Source organism: Paenibacillus sp. sgz302148 (genome assembly GCF_056120465.1).
The window spans coordinates 155,309-173,528 of record NZ_JBVYOJ010000007.1; the positions used below are offsets into that span (position 1 = coordinate 155,309).

Annotated in this window: 20 protein-coding genes; 14 read left to right on the plus strand and 6 right to left on the minus strand. The window is 50.5% G+C overall.

Annotation, left to right across the window (positions count from 1 at the left end; translation table 11 throughout):
• The first annotated feature begins 5 nt into the window (after positions 1 to 5).
• On the plus strand, positions 6 to 1,136 hold the full coding sequence (locus AC0LWM_RS12230) for a hypothetical protein (protein WP_474675223.1): 1,131 nt from the start codon (positions 6 to 8) through the stop codon (positions 1,134 to 1,136).
• A gap of 55 nt (positions 1,137 to 1,191) precedes the next feature.
• Here the strand turns inward: AC0LWM_RS12230 and AC0LWM_RS12235 are convergent, their stop codons facing one another.
• Together AC0LWM_RS12235 and AC0LWM_RS12240 are read right to left on the minus strand one after the other, a co-directional pair.
• A complete protein-coding gene (locus tag AC0LWM_RS12235) occupies positions 1,192 to 2,193 on the minus strand; it encodes an inorganic phosphate transporter (RefSeq protein ID WP_474675224.1) in 1,002 nt (333 codons plus the stop codon).
• Positions 2,194 to 2,338: 145 nt separating this feature from the next.
• Positions 2,339 to 2,950, minus strand: a complete 612-nt coding sequence (locus AC0LWM_RS12240) for a DUF47 domain-containing protein (RefSeq protein WP_474675225.1) — start codon at positions 2,948 to 2,950, stop codon at positions 2,339 to 2,341.
• A 282-nt stretch (positions 2,951 to 3,232) separates the two neighbouring features.
• Between AC0LWM_RS12240 and AC0LWM_RS12245 the strand changes: the two genes are divergently transcribed.
• The 3 genes from AC0LWM_RS12245 (at position 3,233) to metG (ending at position 6,260) form a co-directional block, all read left to right on the plus strand.
• The gene (locus AC0LWM_RS12245; protein WP_474675406.1) at positions 3,233 to 3,631 is read left to right on the plus strand and encodes a Fur family transcriptional regulator; all 399 of its coding nucleotides are present in this window, start codon (positions 3,233 to 3,235) and stop codon (positions 3,629 to 3,631) included.
• Positions 3,632 to 3,874 (plus strand): membrane protein insertion efficiency factor YidD, encoded by a 243-nt coding sequence (gene yidD / locus AC0LWM_RS12250; RefSeq protein WP_474675226.1) that lies wholly within the window; start codon positions 3,632 to 3,634, stop codon positions 3,872 to 3,874.
• A gap of 388 nt (positions 3,875 to 4,262) precedes the next feature.
• Positions 4,263 to 6,260, plus strand: coding sequence for a methionine--tRNA ligase (gene metG / locus AC0LWM_RS12255; RefSeq protein ID WP_474675227.1), 1,998 nt, complete (start codon positions 4,263 to 4,265; stop codon positions 6,258 to 6,260).
• A 65-nt stretch (positions 6,261 to 6,325) separates the two neighbouring features.
• Here the strand turns inward: metG and AC0LWM_RS12260 are convergent, their stop codons facing one another.
• Positions 6,326 to 7,159: a serine/threonine protein kinase gene (locus AC0LWM_RS12260; protein ID WP_474675228.1), complete on the minus strand. Its 834-nt coding sequence runs from the start codon at positions 7,157 to 7,159 to the stop codon at positions 6,326 to 6,328.
• Between the two features lie 140 nt (positions 7,160 to 7,299).
• Between AC0LWM_RS12260 and AC0LWM_RS12265 the strand changes: the two genes are divergently transcribed.
• The 4 genes from AC0LWM_RS12265 to AC0LWM_RS12280 are packed head-to-tail and all read left to right on the plus strand — an operon-like array spanning position 7,300 to position 10,748.
• Entirely contained in the window at positions 7,300 to 8,313 is a 1,014-nt protein-coding gene (locus AC0LWM_RS12265; protein ID WP_474675229.1) for a metal ABC transporter substrate-binding protein, read from the plus strand.
• Positions 8,314 to 8,357: 44 nt separating this feature from the next.
• Positions 8,358 to 9,152, plus strand: a complete 795-nt coding sequence (locus AC0LWM_RS12270) for a metal ABC transporter ATP-binding protein (RefSeq protein WP_474675230.1) — start codon at positions 8,358 to 8,360, stop codon at positions 9,150 to 9,152.
• Positions 9,153 to 9,200: 48 nt separating this feature from the next.
• Complete coding sequence (locus tag AC0LWM_RS12275) at positions 9,201 to 10,007, plus strand: metal ABC transporter permease (protein ID WP_474675407.1); 807 nt, start codon at positions 9,201 to 9,203, stop codon at positions 10,005 to 10,007.
• A 30-nt stretch (positions 10,008 to 10,037) separates the two neighbouring features.
• A complete protein-coding gene (locus AC0LWM_RS12280; protein WP_474675231.1) occupies positions 10,038 to 10,748 on the plus strand; it encodes a cytochrome c biogenesis CcdA family protein in 711 nt (236 codons plus the stop codon).
• Here AC0LWM_RS12280 and splB read toward each other — a convergent pair whose 3' ends face one another.
• A complete protein-coding gene (gene splB / locus AC0LWM_RS12285; protein ID WP_474675232.1) occupies positions 10,749 to 11,810 on the minus strand; it encodes a spore photoproduct lyase in 1,062 nt (353 codons plus the stop codon).
• A 197-nt stretch (positions 11,811 to 12,007) separates the two neighbouring features.
• Between splB and mntR the strand changes: the two genes are divergently transcribed.
• The gene (gene mntR / locus AC0LWM_RS12290) at positions 12,008 to 12,430 is read left to right on the plus strand and encodes a transcriptional regulator MntR (protein ID WP_474675233.1); all 423 of its coding nucleotides are present in this window, start codon (positions 12,008 to 12,010) and stop codon (positions 12,428 to 12,430) included.
• Between the two features lie 231 nt (positions 12,431 to 12,661).
• Positions 12,662 to 13,648, plus strand: a complete 987-nt coding sequence (locus AC0LWM_RS12295; RefSeq protein WP_474675234.1) for a patatin-like phospholipase family protein — start codon at positions 12,662 to 12,664, stop codon at positions 13,646 to 13,648.
• An 82-nt stretch (positions 13,649 to 13,730) separates the two neighbouring features.
• On the opposite strand, the gene AC0LWM_RS12300 is transcribed toward AC0LWM_RS12295, so the two are convergent.
• Both AC0LWM_RS12300 and AC0LWM_RS12305 read right to left on the minus strand, forming a co-directional pair.
• Positions 13,731 to 13,985, minus strand: a complete 255-nt coding sequence (locus AC0LWM_RS12300; RefSeq protein WP_474675235.1) for a hypothetical protein — start codon at positions 13,983 to 13,985, stop codon at positions 13,731 to 13,733.
• A gap of 30 nt (positions 13,986 to 14,015) precedes the next feature.
• The gene (locus AC0LWM_RS12305) at positions 14,016 to 14,894 is read right to left on the minus strand and encodes a DUF1385 domain-containing protein (RefSeq protein WP_474675408.1); all 879 of its coding nucleotides are present in this window, start codon (positions 14,892 to 14,894) and stop codon (positions 14,016 to 14,018) included.
• Between the two features lie 244 nt (positions 14,895 to 15,138).
• On the opposite strand from AC0LWM_RS12305, the gene AC0LWM_RS12310 reads away from it, so the two are divergent.
• The 4 genes from AC0LWM_RS12310 to efp all read left to right on the plus strand — a co-directional run bounded on the left by AC0LWM_RS12310 (position 15,139) and on the right by efp (position 18,078).
• Positions 15,139 to 15,756: a YqhR family membrane protein gene (locus AC0LWM_RS12310; RefSeq protein ID WP_474675236.1), complete on the plus strand. Its 618-nt coding sequence runs from the start codon at positions 15,139 to 15,141 to the stop codon at positions 15,754 to 15,756.
• A 111-nt stretch (positions 15,757 to 15,867) separates the two neighbouring features.
• The gene (gene aroQ, locus AC0LWM_RS12315) at positions 15,868 to 16,308 is read left to right on the plus strand and encodes a type II 3-dehydroquinate dehydratase (protein ID WP_474675237.1); all 441 of its coding nucleotides are present in this window, start codon (positions 15,868 to 15,870) and stop codon (positions 16,306 to 16,308) included.
• 91 nt (positions 16,309 to 16,399) lie between these two features.
• On the plus strand, positions 16,400 to 17,473 hold the full coding sequence (locus AC0LWM_RS12320; protein WP_474675238.1) for a M24 family metallopeptidase: 1,074 nt from the start codon (positions 16,400 to 16,402) through the stop codon (positions 17,471 to 17,473).
• Between the two features lie 47 nt (positions 17,474 to 17,520).
• A complete protein-coding gene (gene efp / locus AC0LWM_RS12325) occupies positions 17,521 to 18,078 on the plus strand; it encodes an elongation factor P (RefSeq protein WP_474675239.1) in 558 nt (185 codons plus the stop codon).
• The last annotated feature ends 142 nt before the right edge of the window (positions 18,079 to 18,220 follow it).

Below are 18,220 nucleotides of genomic sequence, written 5' to 3' on the forward strand. Positions count from 1 at the left end.
TGGAAATGATTGTTAAAGAAGGCGTTTGTCCGCGGTATATTTCGGCCTTTCTTATGGTTCTGTTATGCATCACGTTAGCAACCGGCTGCGATTCTATGAGGATAGGCGGGATAGGTGAGGATCAACAGGGGGAAGTGCTTGAAGAGCACGTCTTTAAAGGCTGGACGGCGGCATTGGATGGCGATCGTTTAGTTTATTACGGAGACCAGGCGCTGAATGTCGTCGATTTGGCAAGGAATACACAGCTTGCGACAATCAAGCTTCCTGCCGATCAGCTTGGATTTGATCTTTACGGCGATTACGTGGTCTGGTCCGATCTGCGGCACGAGAAACGGAATATCGGCGATTTGGGCAGCATGGATTTAACGAACGCAGACATTTTTTTATACGATTTGAAAACCGGCAAGGAGCGGCAACTTACCGAAGATGCGTCCGCCCAAGTCAGGCCCAAAATATGGGATCATTATGTGGTATGGATGGATAACAGCCAAGACGCCGTCAAGGAATATCCTTCGGACTGGCAAATTATGCTTTATGATCTGAACACCGGGGTAACGAAAGCGATAACGAATACGCCGGGCGCCAATACCGATCCGGATATCCAAGACGGAAAGGTCGTTTGGGAGGACGGACGCAACGTCGTAGACAAGTTGAAACGGGCGGGGGAGAATTTGCCGGAAAACAATACCGACATTTACTTGTACGATATCGTGTCGGGCGAAACGCTCGCCATTGCAGAGGGGCCCTATAAGGAAGCGAAGCCCCACATTTCCGGAAACCGAATCGTGTGGAATGCATACGGCAGAGGATCGTACAATGCCGATGTGTACGTTTGCGATTTGACAACGAAGCAGAAGAAACGGTTGACGGACCGAAAAGAGGATCAGAGCATGGCGGTCATCAGCGGCAATTATGTGGCGTGGATGGACGAGCGAAGAGGGGGTTCCTCAGCCGATGTAATCGAGAACGGGAAAAAGCCGAACTCGGATATTTATTTATTGGATCTTGCGCGGAACAGCGAAGTTCGGATGACCGGCGATGAGCCGCAAATCTTGCCTTTGCTCTCGGACAACTGGCTTGTATACGTCACTGCACGCGATGTGAATCCGGAGCTGCATGCCGTTCGTTACCGTTAAAACAAAGAAGCATCAGGATGAATGAGGTCCTGATGCTTTGTTTTGAGTTATGGTTCTAGAGGAACAGCAATTTGATCACGTAAAAAATGAGCGCGGCAAGAACCATCGTAATCGGAATCGTTATAATCCACGACAAGACGATGCGGCCGGCAAGTCCCCATCTGACGCTTGAAAATCGTTTTGCGGCGCCGACGCCGAGAATGGAAGACGTTATCGTGTGCGTCGTGCTGGCAGGAAATTCGTTAAGTGTCGCCGTTAATAGAACGCCGGCTGAAGTAAGATCGGCCGCGAAACCGTTGATCGGCTCGATTTTGAAAATTTTCGTGCCCATCGTTTTGATGATTTTCCAGCCGCCTACGGAAGTACCTAGCGCCATTGCGGTAGCTGCTGCGATTTTTACCCAGAGCGGAACATCAAGGGTGTCCTGAAAGTTCCCGGCAACGAGCGCGAACGTAATGATGCCCATCGCTTTCTGGGCGTCATTCGTGCCGTGAGTGAACGATTGGAAGCACGCTGTCGCGATTTGCGCGATTCGGAAGCCTTTGTTGATGGAATGCGGGCTTGAACGGGCAAATATGATCTTCAGCAAGGACATCAGGAGATATCCGACGACAAACGCGATAATCGGGGAAAACACCAATCCTTTAATGATGGACGTAAACCCGGAAGCGTTCACGGCGGAAAAACCTGCGGACGCGATGACCGCACCTGCGAGCGAACCGATCAAAGCATGTGATGACGAGGATGGAATGCCGAACCACCACGTAATCAAGTTCCAGGCGATCGCGGCAAGCAGCGCGGCGATGACGATTTCGACGCCGTGCTCCAGCTTGGCGGGATCGGCGACCTTGCCGCCGATCGCTTTGGCGACGCCGGTAAAAGTCAACGCTCCTACGAAGTTAAGCGTAGAAGCCAGAATGATGGCAACTCGCGGCGTAAGCGCCCGTGTCGATACGGAAGTCGCGATCGCATTTGCGGTATCGTGAAATCCGTTGATGAAGTCGAAGGCCAGTGCGAGAAAAACGACGAAACCGATAATGATGATGGCGTGATCCATGAATGTATGCGCCGGAGCTTGTCTCACAAGCCGGTAAGCGCAATTGTTCCCCCTTAAAGTTTTGTGGAGCCATGCTGCGAAGCGTCTTCTCCGCAACAAAACTTTCATCGGAAGCATAAGCTTAAGTTTTGTGGAGCTCCCCCCATTAGGAGTTGAGCATGATGATGCTTTCGAGCGTATTGGCGACATCCTCGCAATCGTCCGTCGTCGACTCCAGCATTTCGTAGATTTCTTTTTTCTTGATCAATTCGATCGGATCTTTAACTTGAATGAACAGTTCTTTAATGGCGGTACGGAGCAATTGGTCCGCTTCGTTCTCCAACTCGTTGACGCGGATATTGTATTCGCGGATCGCCAGCAGCTTCTTCGTAGTCAGCAGCTTGATCGCGGAACGAATTTCTTGGGCAGATCGGAGAAGGATGTCGGCGAACAAACGGATATGCGTGTCGGGTTCGCGAATTTCGTACATTTCGAACCGTGCTGCGCAAGCTTCGAGCCCATCCAGGACATCGTCTAGGGAGGTGGTGAGGGCGAGAATGTCTTCCCGCTCGATTGGCGTGATGAACGTTTTGTTGAGTTCGGTAATCATCGTATGCGTAAAGCGGTCGCCTTTCGTTTCGAACTCCTTCATCGTTTTGGCGAAGCCGCTTAAATCATTCAAATTGTTAAGCCCTTTGGCAAAAAATTCGGCGGTCGCAAGCAGGTTTTCGGAAATATTTTCGAGCGTTTCGAAAAAGATGTCCTTCTTCTTAAACATTAGTTACTCCCCTTTGGGCGAAATATGGCGAAATATCGAACCTCATTCATATTAGCACAATCGTTTATCGTTTGTTAAGAATTTGTAAAGCTATTTTTTTGTCCTTTTTCCAAGTGTATGGCAGAATCGTGAACGTGCAAAAGAGCTATACCTAAAATTCGCAAACGGTGCTGTTTTTATCCATTTGCCGCGCGAATTGACGAACCTTCGTTTATATTGCATTATAGAAGAAAAGGTTGGAATGGAGGATGGCCGGTGAAAACGGAAGAGATCATTGACGTGATGTCGAAGCAAGGGCTGCGTATCACCGACCAGCGAAGGACGCTCGCTCAATTGTTCGCGGATGCCGACGGATATTTGTCTCCCAAGGCCGTATACGAGTTCATGGGCAAAAAGTATTCCGGATTAAGCTTCGACACGGTATACCGTAATTTGCGCGTATTGTCCGAGCTCGGCGTGCTGGAGCAGATCGTGTTCGAGGAGGGCGTCAAGTTCAAGCTGCATTGTTCGGAGCATCATCATCACCATCATCTCATTTGCCTGCAATGCGAGAAGACGTACCCGCTAGCCTTCTGCCCGATGAACGAGGTCGCCGGGATTCCGAAGCAGTTCCAGGTCGTGCAGCATAAGTTCGAAGTGTTCGGATATTGCGAAAACTGCCGCCAGGAAGAACATGCCTAAATGATGAGAAAAATCGCCCAAGCGCCGATTCACTTTTACCGTAAAGTCATTTCGCCGCATAAGCCGCCGTCGTGCCGGTTTTACCCGACCTGCTCCGCGTACGCGCTGGAAGCGATCGAGGTGCATGGCGCCGCCAAAGGTTCTTGGCTCGCTTTGAAGCGCATCGGCAAATGCCATCCGTTTCATCCCGGAGGGTACGACCCGGTACCTCCGAAGCAAGGCGACCCGGCGAATGAAACTTGACAGTGGCGCGATATGTTCGGTATATTTTGGAGTATAAGTACCGACTAGGAAAGCGTAAACCGTTTGTCCTTGGGTATACTCTATCTATAATAAATTCCGTTGAACGGATAAGTACATCGATCGCGTCATCGCAGAGAGCCGGGGTAGCTGGAAACCGGTATGAGGCGGCTTTGGAATATGGTCCTGGAGGAATTGCCTTCGAGCAGGCTGTATAGGCAGCGAGTAAGGGGGCGACGCAGTTCCGGCGTTATCGGACGGTCGACATGACTGAATGAGCCTTACGTCTCGCGAGAGCGAAGGGAATTTGGGTGGTACCACGTGAGCGCAGCTCTCGTCCCATACGGACGGGAGCTTTTTGTATGGAATAAACTTGAGGAGGACAATAGAGATGTCTGAACCGAAAAAATCGTTTTATATTACTACGCCGATTTATTACCCAAGCGACAAGCTGCATATCGGCCATGCGTATACGACCGTTGCCGGGGATGCCATGGCAAGGTACAAGAGGCTTCGCGGCTTCGACGTCCGTTACCTGACCGGAACGGACGAGCATGGTCAGAAGATCGAGCGGGAAGCGAACAAGCGGGGGAAAACGCCGCAGCAGTTCGTCGACCATATCGTTGAAGGGATCCAAGATTTGTGGCGCAAACTGGACATTTCCAACGACGATTTTATCCGTACGACGGAAGAACGTCATAAAACGGTCGTTGCGCGCGTATTCGATCGGCTGCTGAAGCAGGACGATATTTATAAAGGCGCGTACGAAGGCTGGTACTGTACGCCTTGCGAATCGTTTTTCCTCGAGCGCCAGCTCGTGAACGGCAATTGTCCGGACTGCGGACGTCCCGTCGAGCTTGTGAAAGAGGAAAGCTATTTCTTCCGCATGAGCAAATATGCCGACCGGCTGCTGCAGTATTATGAAGAGCACCCTGATTTCATTCAGCCGGAATCGCGGAAGAACGAAATGATCAACAACTTCATCAAGCCGGGCCTTGAAGATTTGGCCGTATCGCGAACGACGTACGAATGGGGCATCAAGGTGCCCAGCGATCCGAAGCATGTCATCTACGTATGGATTGACGCACTCTTGAACTATGTAACGGCGCTCGGCTATGATACGGCGAATCCGGAAAACTTCGACAAATATTGGCCTGCCGACGTTCACCTCGTAGGCAAGGAAATCGTCCGTTTCCATACGATTTATTGGCCGATTATGCTGATGGCGCTTGATTTGCCGCTGCCGAAAAAAGTGTTCGGACACGGCTGGCTCCTGATGAAGGACGGCAAAATGTCCAAATCAAAAGGCAATGTCGTGGACCCGGTCACGCTGATCGACCGCTACGGGCTCGACGCCCTTCGTTATTATTTGCTGCGCGAAGTGCCGTTTGGCGCGGACGGCGTCTTTACGCCGGAAGGATTCGTCGAACGGATCAACTTCGATCTTGCGAACGATCTTGGCAACCTGCTCAACCGGACGGTTGCGATGATCGACAAATATTTTGGCGGCGAAATTCCGGCCTATGAACCAAACGTTACGGCATTTGACGATGCGCTCGTTGAGACGGCTCGCCAAACGGTGGATAAGGTCGAAGAAGCGATGGAAGGCATGGAGTTTTCCGTTGCGCTGGCGGCGACTTGGCAGCTCATCAGCCGGACGAACAAATACATTGACGAAACGCAGCCTTGGGCGCTCGCCAAGGATGAAGCGAAGCGCGCGGAGCTGGCTTCCGCGATGAGCCATCTGGCGGCGTCGCTGCGCATCAGCTCGATTCTGCTGCAGCCGTTCATGACGAAAGCGCCGCACAAAATCTGGGCTCAGCTCGGTATTGCCGAAGGCGAACTGACGGCATGGGACAGCTTGCGCACGTTCGGCGCGATTCCGGCCGGTACGAGAGTAGGCAAGGGTGAACCGATCTTCCCGCGTCTTGACGTCGAGCAGGAGATTGCCTACATCGTCGAATCGATGGGTGGCGCGGCGGCCACGCTGACTACGGCGCCGGATGCGGCCAAAGCGGCCGAGCCGCAAGCGGCGGCAGCAGTTCCTGCGCCGGCGGAGCGCGCAGCGGAAATCGGCATCGACGATTTCGCCAAGGTCGAGCTGCGCGTGGCGCAGGTTGTCGCGGCGGAGCCGGTCAAAGGTGCCGACAAGCTGCTGAAGCTGCAGCTTGATCTCGGCTTCGAGCGCCGCCAGGTCGTCTCCGGCATCGCCAAGTTTTATTCGCCGGAGGAGCTCGTCGGACGCAAAGTCATTTGCGTCACGAACTTGAAGCCGGCGAAGCTGCGCGGCGAAGTGTCGCAAGGCATGATTCTTGCCGCTTCGCACGGCGATCAACTGGCGCTTGCGACCGTGCCTGAAGGCATGCCGAACGGCGCCATCGTGAAATAATAAAGCAAAAAGCCGCCCGACTTAACGGGCGGCTTTTGTTGTCTTTTGCAGCGAGCATCACTTCGTTACTTATTTGCCTCTATAGCGTTCCGCCAAGCCTCATAGAAGCTTCGCACCGAGTCGAACCGGCTGCTCCGATCGGCGGAAACCGCTTTGCTCGCCACTTCGAATAAAGCTTCGGATGCCCGCCAATCCCGAAAACTGCGGCTGTTATTCGCGAGGAAGACAAAAGCGGCAGCGCCCATCGTATACACATTGGTCCGGTTATCGATCGTACTGCCCCGGATGAATTCCTCGGGTGCCATAAAACGGCTGGAGCCATAAAGCCGATCCATTTCAAGCACAAAAGAACCTTTGCTGTAGTAGTCAAAATCGCAAATATGAATCGAATGGCGGTCAAAGTCATATATCATGCTGCCATCATAAAAATCTACGGCAACGTAACCTTTCGCTTCCAAATACGCATGGACATCGTATACGGCTGTTAATGCGTTGATGATGTGGTCCAAGGATAGACGAGTAAAACGATAGAATGGCGATTCCGGCCTGTTTCGGCCTTCCTCACCTGGGAAGTCGGGCGATCCCAAGACTTCGCCGTGGGCCCAATCGAAGACCAAGGCGAGTCCCTTCGGTGTATGAAAATAATTGCGCAGCTTCGGAATGTCGCGATGCTCAATCTCGGAATAAAAAGCGATCGATCGATGTAAATAGGCGATTGCATCGGTTCGCTCCGAATATTTGACGAACAGCTTTGAAGTCGCATTGATTTGGACACCGTAAGAAATACAACCCGAATCTTGCTTGTCGAACACGGTGAATAGTTGTCCGGAACGAGTCAATATAGGCACGATTTCATCGTGAGTTTGTTTGATGGTTAGCAACAGGTGATCCTTGGACATGTACAGGCGGAGTCTCCTTCATCATGAAAGTTTAACATTTCTTATTGACAGCTTTCATCGGGCACAAGTATAATCCTTGTTGTAAATAGGTATAATTACGATTTACATGAAAATGGAATTAAAGGAAGGGACCAGGTCTTATGAATAAGTATACTCCTGTCTTGAACAGAACTGCATCATCTTTTAAACTTCTCATCCTTGGCGTCACGATCGCGATGATCGTTTTGATGGCGTCGGGCTGCGGCAGTAAACCAGGCTCGACGCTTGTCGAAGGCAAAGTGAATGTGGTGACGAGCTTTTATCCGTTATATGACTTTGCCAAAAATATAGGCGGGGAGCACGTCAACGTCATCAACATGATTCCTGCCGGTATCGAGCCGCATGATTGGACGCCGAAAAGCCTTGATATCGACAATGCTTCCAAAGCGCAGCTATTCTTATATAATGGCGCCGGTCTGGAAGGCTGGGTTGACGATTTCCTTAAAGGACTGGACACCGGGTCGAAGCCGGTCACCGTTGAGGTGAGCAAAGGAATCGAGCTCATTCACGGCAACCCGGAGGAAGCGGAGGGCCATGGGGAAGGGCACGACGAGGGGCACGACGAAGCGGCCGGCGAGCAGCACGATCATGGCGATTATGATCCCCATACGTGGGTGAGCCCGAAGTCGGCACTGATCATGGCAGAAAATATCAAAAACAGCTTGATCGAAGTCGATGCCGCGCATAAGTCCGATTATGAAGCAAACTACAAAGTGTTTGCGGATAAGCTAAAACAGCTTGACGAGAAGTTCGCTTCTTCGATTGCAAGCGCACCGCGCAAAGAAATCGTCGTTTCGCACCAGGCGTTCGGTTATTTGTGCCGCGATTACGGGTTAACGCAAATGCCGATTATGGGATTGTCGCCTGACGCCGAGCCGCGATCTCAGGATATCGTGAACATTTCGAAATTCGTCAAGGAACATGACGTCAAATACATTTTCTTCGAGGAGCTTGTCTCGGATACGATTGCCAAGACGATTGCGGGAGAAACCGGCGCCGAAACGCTTGTATTGAACCCGATCGAAGGATTAACCGGGGAAGAAGAGCAAAAGGGTGAAGATTATGTGTCGTTGATGGAAAGCAATTTGCAAAATTTAATGAAGGCATTACAATAAGAAGGAACAAGCAATTTGGATGAATGTAAAGGGGTACGAAGCGAATGTCCGGGCAAATGACGAACAATGCAAGCTGCCATGCCGATATCATAACGATGGATCACGTTTCGTTCTCTTATCAGAATCAACAGGTGATCCGCGATTTAAATTTCGGAATCAAGGAACGCGACTTCGTCGGGTTGGTCGGCTCCAACGGAGCGGGCAAAACGACGCTGCTGCGCATGATCGTAGGGCTTCTTCGGCCGACGTCGGGACAAATTCGTTTGTTCGGAACGCCGCTCGGGGAGTTCAGTGCTTGGGACCGGATCGGGTATGTGCCGCAGAAAAACTCGTTTAACCCTTTGTTTCCCGCTACGGTAAGAGAGGTTGTTCAATCCGGGCTATACGGCCGCAAGCGGATGTTCCGCAAGTCGTCCAAGGAAGATGTCCAGAAGGGCATCGACGCGCTGCATGCGATGGGCATTGAGGATTTGGCCGATAAGCGAATCGGCCAGCTGTCAGGCGGGCAGCAGCAACGCGTATTTCTCGCGCGTGCACTGATCAACAATCCGGATCTGCTCATCCTTGACGAGCCTACGGTAGGCATCGACATCGAAACGCAGATGGGCTTTTTTCATATGATCAAGCATATGCATCAGCATCATCGCATTACATTTCTGATCGTATCGCACGATTTGGACATGATACGCTCGTATATCGGCTCCGAACCGCTGCAGGAAAGCGGCAAGCTGAAATTTTTCGTGAAGCATTCCCACGATCTTGAAAATTGCGGTGAAACGAACTTAACGCATAGCTTAAGGGATTTGCGGGAAAAATTGGAGCCGCATTTGGTTTATTAATCGAACGGCGCTGCCGTTTTATTGTTGAAAGGAGCCGTTCCGTTGGAATTGTTCGACATTTTATTTAGCGGTTTTTTTCAAAAGGCGATTCTCGGAGGCATCTTGATCGGGATTACAGCCCCGCTTATGGGCATATTCCTTGTTCTGCGCAGGCTGTCGATGATCGGGGATACGCTGGCCCACGTCTCAATCGCCGGGGTTGCGCTCGGATTTCTGATCCAGGTATACCCGCTTGGAGTAGGGCTTGTGTTCGCCTTGATCGCATCTTTTGCGATCGAGAAGCTGAGAAAAGCGTACAAGACGTACGCGGAGCTATCCATCGCCATCATCATGTCGGGCGGCGTAGCGCTCGCATCTTTGCTATTTACGCTCGGGAAGAGCTTTAACATGAATGTTATGAGCTACTTGTTCGGAAGCATCTATACGCTGAACGCGACGGATTTATGGATCGTCGGAGGCGTTACCGTAATTGTGCTCGCGGCCGTTTTGTTTCATTTCAAGGAGCTGTTTCTGATTTCCTTCGATGAAGATGCGGCGGGAGTAAGCGGCTTGCCGATCCGGTATTTGAACACGATGATTACGGTGCTGACCGCTCTTGTCATCAGCGTGGCGATCAAAATTGTCGGCGCTTTGCTCGTATCGGCTTTATTGACGATCCCGGTTGCATGCAGTCTCCTGATTGCAAGAAGCTTCCGGAACGCCGTCGTCTGGGCCGTCATTTTCTCCGAAGCCGCAGTCATCGTGGGACTGATGGTTGCAGGGGTTTGGAATTTGGCGCCGGGCGGAACCATCGTTTTGCTGTTGATTTTATTCCTGATCGGTACGTTGATCGCCAAACGTGGTTTAAAAGTATAGCATACAAACGCAAAAAACGAGGAGGCTATCATGGAAGTTAACGTTTGGATCGCGTTTTGGGCCGGGCTCGCGTCGTTTATATCGCCGTGCTGCCTACCTTTATACCCATCCTATCTATCGTATATTACAGGCATCTCCGTCAGTCAGCTGAAAAGCCAGGAGAATGCCAAAGCCATTCGGTTCCGAACGCTATCGCATTCGTTCTTTTTCGTGCTGGGCTTCTCCATCGTATTTTTCGCGTTAGGGGCCGGGGCCGGTGTACTTGCCAACGTATTTATCGATTACAAAGATTTGATCAGGCAGTTAGCGGCTATCCTTATTATGCTGATGGGCTTGTTCCTGCTAGGCATTTTCCAACCGAAGTTCATGATGCGCGAGCGGAAGCTGCAAATCAAATGGAAGCCTGCGGGTTATCTCGGTTCGCTCATTCTCGGCATCGGTTTTGCCGCAGGCTGGTCTCCTTGCGTTGGGCCGATACTCGGTTCCATCATTACGCTGGCTTCGACGAAACCGGGAATATGGCTGCAGATGATATCGGCTTATTCGATCGGATTTGCCGTTCCATTCCTTGTTCTTGCGTTTTTTATCGGCTCGACGAAATGGATACTTCGTTACTCGTCCATCATGATGAAGATCGGCGGAGCGCTGATGATCATTATGGGCATTCTGCTGTTCACCGATCAAATGACGCAAATTACGATTTGGCTGAATACGAAAACACCGGATTGGCTTAAATTCTAGTTACGTAAAATAATCGATCGTCGCTTGGGGGAAATAGGCGAATATTTGCTCGGTAATCCACTCCCGCAGCGCCTGCGCCTGCTCGTCCGGATATACATATTTGCCTTGCCCCCAGCGTCCCCACTTGTATTTGCGCTTCGCCATATCCATCTCCAGCTTCGTCTTCGGATATCGCTGCTCGATCACGGTTTTCGCTGTCTTCGTAAAGCGGTGCTGGATCAGCTCGAAGGTCAAATCTTTGCCCGCCTCCGGGGGCAGCGCAACAGACAGCTTGCGCAGCAGCTCCGCATACCCTTCTTCCCAGCCGTCATGCCAAATAATCGGCGCGATAATAAAACCGAGCGGGTAACCCGCCTTTGCCACTTTGCCGGCCGCTTCGATTCTTTCCTCGAATCTCGACGTTTTGGGCTCGAAATGACGGATAACGTAATCCGCGTTCACGCTGAACCGAAAGCGGGTATGCCCGTTATGCTTCAATGGCAGCAGCGAGTCCACATGATGAAACTTCGTTACGAAGCGCAATCTCCCGTACTCTTGAGTTGCCATAAATTCGATCAGTTCCGCAAGCGAGCCGCTAATGTGCTCGATCCCAACGGGATCTGACGTACAGGCTGCCTCGAAGCGGGTAATTTCCGGCGCGCGCTCGTCGATGTATCGTTTGGCCGCGGCAATAATTTCATCGGTATTGACGTAAACCCGTATGTAAGGCTTAGCGCCAAGGGTCGTCTGCAAATAACAATAATGGCAATGCGCCATGCAGCCGGTTGCGATCGGAATCGCATATTCCGCCGACGGCTTGGACGTATCGAATTTCAACGTTTTGCGGATGCCGACGACAAGCGTTTGTTTGGCGATTTTATATTGTTCCAGCTCCGTTTCACCGGGCAATCCGGTAATGCGATTGTGCGAAGTGGTCATTTTATAAGGAATGCCTTGCTGCTTTACCCATTCGAAAATACGCTCGCCCTTCGGGTAATGGAGCGCGTCCGGCTCGAAGTAAACAAGTTCAGGCATGAACAGCAGCGTATTCTTGGAAGGCGTAAGCACGCTCGTTGTGGCCATCGATGGATAAACCTCCTTGTAAAGTTGATATGTATAGTTTGTATTGCCCGGTCCGCTCTACTCCCGGTAAATTCAACTGAACCGCTTGGCAGAACGATGTGAATAAAACGTGAAATAACTTGCTTTGCCCAAACGAAACAGTGTATCATACAAGAAGTAAAAAACAATCGGCAGGGAAAAGGAGGGAAATCGAATCGATGGCCACCCCCAGCATGGAGGATTATCTAGAACGAATCTACAAGCTGATCGACGAGAAAGGTTACGCACGCGTATCCGATATTGCTGAAGGGCTAGAGGTTCATCCTTCTTCCGTTACAAAAATGATTCAGAAGCTCGACAAAGACAATTATTTGATTTATGAAAAATATCGCGGTCTCGTCTTAACCTCCAAAGGCAAAAAAATGGGCAAACGGCTTGTTGACCGCCATCAGCTGCTTGAGGAGTTTTTGACGATCATCGGTGTTCATAACGATAATATTTACAAGGATGTCGAAGGGATCGAGCATCATCTCAGTTGGGATTCGATCACTTGCATCGAAACATTGGTCGAATATTTCCGGCGCGATCCGGAGCGAATCAACACGCTGCAGAGCATCCGCGGCGAATTGGAAATGGAATAGGATCAACGAACGAAGACGCATCGGCGAAAGCCGGTGCGTTTTTTGTGTATATGGTGTTTCGGGGCCCCCGAGTAACGCTCCCGATGCAAGTTTGCTTCACAAACTTCCAAGTATCTGAATTCGCATCGAAGCTAAGCTCCACTTTGTGGGGATGTGTGTCATAGTGACAACCTGTAGCCGCATACATAATCAGTGGATGCACAATTCGAGGTGCCGGGAGCTGATGCGCGCATGTTGATCAACGCCGTATTTGAAGGAGGTGGGGTAAAAGGCATTTCCCTTGTCGGAGCGGTTCGCAGCGCAGAGCAGAAGGGCGTCCAGTTTCATCGGGTAGCCGGAACGTCTTCCGGATCGATTGTCGCATCTTTAATTGCCGCAGGCTACAATGCGGAAGAAATGAAAAAAATTATTCAACAAACGCCATTTTCCTCATTTATGCAGCGTGCGCCTATATTTAATATTGGGCTAATCGGCCCGGCAGTCCGTTTATTTCTGAAGAAAGGGCTGTATTCGGGCGAAGCGCTGGAACATTGGATCAAACAAATATTGGAGGCGAAAGGAGTTCGGACATTCGGCGATTTAGAGCCGGATCAATTGCGAATTATCGCATCGGATATTTCCAACGGCAAGCTGCTTGTGCTGCCGCAAGACATTTCGAATTACGGCATCGAGCCGAACAAGTTCGAGGTCGCAAAAGCGATTCGAATGAGCACGAGCATTCCGTATTTTTTCGATCCTGTCATGATTCGGGAGAACAATGCAGGCAGGATGGGGAAAGGTGCCGTAAAACCTTTTTCCAAACAGTTTGTTTACATTGTAGATGGAGGGCTGCTGAGTAATTTTCCGTTATGGTTGTTCGATCGAGAGCCTCGCACGTCCAAAGGAAAAATGATTCCGACCGTCGGCTTCCAGATGGTAGGCCGCGGGGAGCATCAACCGCACCCGATTCGCGGTCCGATTACGATGCTGCAGGCGATTTTCGAAACGATGATGTCGGCGCACGACGAACGGTATATCGAAGAACATAACCGTTTTCGTACGATTAAAATACCGACGCTTGGTGTATCCACGACGCAATTCGATATATCGCCCGATATGGCGATGAAATTGTATGATTCCGGATTTGTGGCGGCAAGTCGGTTTTTCGACCGGTGGAGCTATTCGGCTTACGAGAATCAGTTCCATAAATTTCGGCTTGATGAAGCGAGTATCGGTTAATAGATGGAAGATTAGGTACAGGTTCAGCATTGGCATAAAAAAAGAAAAAGGCATCGCCGGATGCCTTTTTCTCATCGATTTCTCAATGATAACGAGGCGTATCGTCCTCGTCTTTTTTATTGCCTTTGATCACGCGAAACTTCGCCGTTTTCGTTTTCCGTTTGTTCGTCCCGCTTTGGTTAGACCCGAAACGCCATCTGTTCGGCGGGTACAAGTAAAGCAAAATAATGATCCCGAACACGATAATCGGAATGATCAATTGCCTGATGGATGCAAAAATTCCGATTGCGATAAGCGCAAAAATGACGTAAGCGAAAATCGGAAATTGTCTCCTCATGTTTCATTCCTCCGCTACTCGTAAGGATGGTTATGCACTCGTTTTTTGGGTATCCAGCTCGCGCATCCGATTGAAGGAGGCGATGGATACTTCGACTTGATCGTCTGTCGGTTCTTTCGTCGTCAGTTTCTGCAGCCATAGTCCCGGGTATCCGAGATAACGCAGAACAGGGATGTCCCGCATCGCGTTCGTAGCGCGCAGCGCTTCGTACGATACGCCGATGACGAGCGGCAATAGCAATATGCGTTGGTAAACACGTTCCCATAAAGTATCCCAAGGGACAAAAGAGTATACGATGACGCCGATGATGACCGTCAAAATCATAAAGCTGCTGCCACAACGGTAATGCAGTGTGTTGAAGCGCTGTACGTTCTTAACCGTTAAATCCATGCCGGCTTCATAAGCACTGATCACTTTATGCTCCGCGCCGTGGTACTGGAACAGCCTTTTGATAATCGGAGTTTGCGATATGGCATATAAGTAGGCCAACAGAAAAATAATTTTGATGACTCCTTCAATGAGGTTATGCAAAATTTTATTGTCAAATGCCCGTCCGAACAGCAAATCTTCAATAAAAACCGGAACAAGCGTAAAGACGAGCTTGCCAATAATAAACGAAAGAATACCGACAACCGCTATGCCGAGAATGAGCGTCAAATTGAACTTGGAGGAAGATGGTTTTTTCTCCTCAGCCGGTTCGTCCATATCATCCGCGTATGCCTCCATCGCGTAATTCAAATGCATGGAGCCTTTGGCGCTAGCTTCCACGATGCCGACAACGCCGCGAATCAGCGGTATTTTTTTGAGCGCGGTCACCCAAGGCTTGTCATTTCGAGGTACTTCATAGAACGTAATTTCTTCATTTTTGCGGCGCACCGCCGTTACGTTCACCGTTTTGCCGGCGAACATCACGCCTTCAATGACGGCTTGACCTCCGTAAACACTGGCCGTTTTTTGCGACAAATAAAACACCATCCCTATATCAAATTAATCGAATGAGACCGCTGGTAACGGATGATCCCGAATATATGTCTATTGTATCGGATTCTGCGTTTGATTTCTACCTGTCGTGCGCTCTTGAGTCGATTTTATGGGTTACATTCAGGCGTGCTGCGCATACTAAGGAAAATGCAAACCTGGAGGCTGGTTGCGTATGTCGAGTCGTGAAGCACATGAATCGGGACAAGGAGCAGGGAAATCCGGTGGCCGCGGTGCATGGCAAGTCGAAGGGCAAGACGGCGGGCAGGAAATGAACGTCCGGTCCAAGTCCGGAGCGGGGGCGCATTCGGGACAGCTGCAGACGCAAACCGTTCGTCGGACGAATCCGTTCTTATTCGCGGTACAGCTTGGATTTTTTGCCGGGCTGCTATGGGGGGCCGTTCGATGGATTTGTTATATGTTTCATTTTACGAAGGTGCTGCCCGGATTCATTGCGGACATGTTTTATACGTCGGAGTACTTGCGAACGATGCCCGGGCAATTTGTCGGGTGGGCGTATTTTATCGTATTCTCGATTATCGCTTCATTATTATATACATTTTTGTTTAAGAAGGCGAAAGGGCCTTGGCCTGGCGTTATTTACGGTTTGTTCTGGTGGGGCGTCATCTATTTGCTGATCGGGCCGCCGCTTGGCATGACGCTGCGCATCGAGCTGCTCGGATGGGATACGTTCTGGACGGAGCTATGCCTGTTTCTGTTATGGGGAATTTTTATCGGTTATACGGTCGCGATCGAGTTCAATGACGAGCGCATAAGGGAACCGCGACGATAGTAAGGCAACTCGCGCTTCTCAAACGGGCGTTTGATATGGTACAATGTTTCATGGTTTTATTTAATGCACCGATAGACGGCGCAAGCCGTTTATCCTTGAGGTGGTATGATCATGAACAAAATATTAGTGCTGCACGGCCCGAACTTAAACATGCTCGGCATTCGCGAGCCTGGCGTTTACGGTACGATGTCGATGGTTGCGATCAATGAAATGCTGGAGCGTAAAGCGGAAGAGCTTGGCGTAGAGGTGCATTTCTTTCAATCGAATCACGAGGGCGCATTGATCGATCGGATCCACGCGGCATTCGGCGTAATGAACGGTATTGTCATAAACCCCGGGGCGTTCACCCATTATAGTTATGCCATTCGCGACGCGATCAGCAGCGTTAACCTTCCGACCGTAGAAGTTCATTTATCCAACATTCATAAGCGCGAAACTTTCCGTCATACTTCCGTGACGGCTCCCGTCGTCATCGGCCAAATTTCCGGATTCGGCGCGGACAGCTATGAGCTGGGATTGATTGCCCTGTGCCGTCATCTGCAGCAGCAATAATTCGGTCGTTCGACTTTGCGGCTTACCGGAGCAACAGCGCCGGCACGCCGATTTTGAACCCATCGTATCATCATCGATAGGAGTGAATTTTATGGAGAACAACCGACTCGTTCAACTGCAGCAATCGATTCGAGAACAAGGGATTGAGGCGCTGCTGATTACAGGGGCGACCAATCGGAAGTATATTACCGGCTTCACCGGTTCCGCGGGTTATGTGATCGTAACGCCGGACAAAGCGATGCTTCTGACCGATTTCCGTTATGTGGAACAAGCCGAGAGCCAAGCGATCGGCTTTGAAATCGTGAAACACGATCCGAAAGTTGCGGTGACGATCCAAAGGCTGTTAACCGAATTACATATTCGCGTTCTCTCTTTTGAACAAGATTTTATGACTTACGGCAATTATGCTTCCTATCAAGAAGGGCTGAGCGGGATCGAGCTGAAACCGGTCAAGGGGATTGTGGAGCAGCTGCGCGTGGTAAAGGACGCCAAGGAAATCGAGATCATTCAAGCGGCCGCCAACATTGCGGATGCGGCGTTCTCCCACATTTTGACGGTGATGCGTCCCGGCGTTACTGAGGCCGCAGTCGCCTTCGAGCTGGAAATGTTCATGCGCAAGCAAGGCGCAACCTCGACGTCGTTTGCGACCATCGTCGCTTCCGGCGAACGTTCGGCTTTGCCGCACGGTGTCGCCAGCGAACGCGTAATGCAAGCCGGCGATTTTGTCACGCTTGATTTCGGGGCGCTGTATCAAGGCTATTGCTCCGATATTACGCGTACCGTCGTACTGGGCAAGGCAAGCGAGAAGCAGAAGGAAATATACAATATCGTTCTTGAGGCCCAGCTCTATGCGCTGGAGCATCTGAAGCCGGGCATGACGGGCAAAGAAGCCGACGCATTGACTAGGGATATTATTACCCGCTACGGTTACGGCGATAACTTTGGTCACAGCACGGGGCACGGCATCGGGCAAGATATTCATGAAGGCCCGTGGCTGGCTCATTCCAGTGATATGATTTTAAAGCCCGACATGGTGGTCACGATCGAACCCGGCATTTACTTGCCCGCATTCGGCGGCGTAAGGATCGAGGACGATGTGCTCATCGTGGAATCCGGGATTAAAATATTAACGCATTCCGACAAAAATCTAATCGAATTGAACTAGAGGCCGTAGAACGGATTCTCTGGCAAATGATGTAGGAGGTCATTACATTGGTTTCAGTAAACGATTTTAAAACAGGCTTGACAGTAGAGGTAGACGGCGATATCTTCACCGTTCTTGACTTCCAGCACGTGAAACCGGGCAAAGGCGCGGCATTCGTGCGCTCCAAATTGAAAAACCTGCGCAACGGCAACGTTGTTGAGAAAACGTTCCGCGCAGGTGAAACGATCGGTCGCGCGCACGTGGAAAACCGTGCCGTACAATACTTGTATGCAAGCGGCAATGAGCATGTATTCATGGACAACGAAACTTACGACCAATTCAGCCTGACAGCCGATCAGCTGAAATGGGAATTGAACTTCCTGACGGAAAACATGAACGTTAAAATCGCCAGCTACCAAGGCGAAATTCTCGGAATCAACCTGCCGAACAGCGTTGAACTGAAAGTCGTTGAAACCGAGCCGGGCGTTAAAGGCAATACGGCACAGGGCGCAACGAAGAATGCGAAGGTCGAAACCGGCCTGAACGTGCAAGTGCCGCTGTTCATCAACGAAGACGACGTATTGCTGATCGATACGAACGAAGGCAAATACATTTCCCGCGCTTAATTTCCGCAGGAGCTTAAAAGTCACCCGATGGGTGGCTTTTTTTTTGTGTGAAAAAACGATAAAATCACCTAATAACCATGAAATAAAACGATGAGACGTGAATATTCAAGTTGACTATCATGAACTATACGGAATACTATAT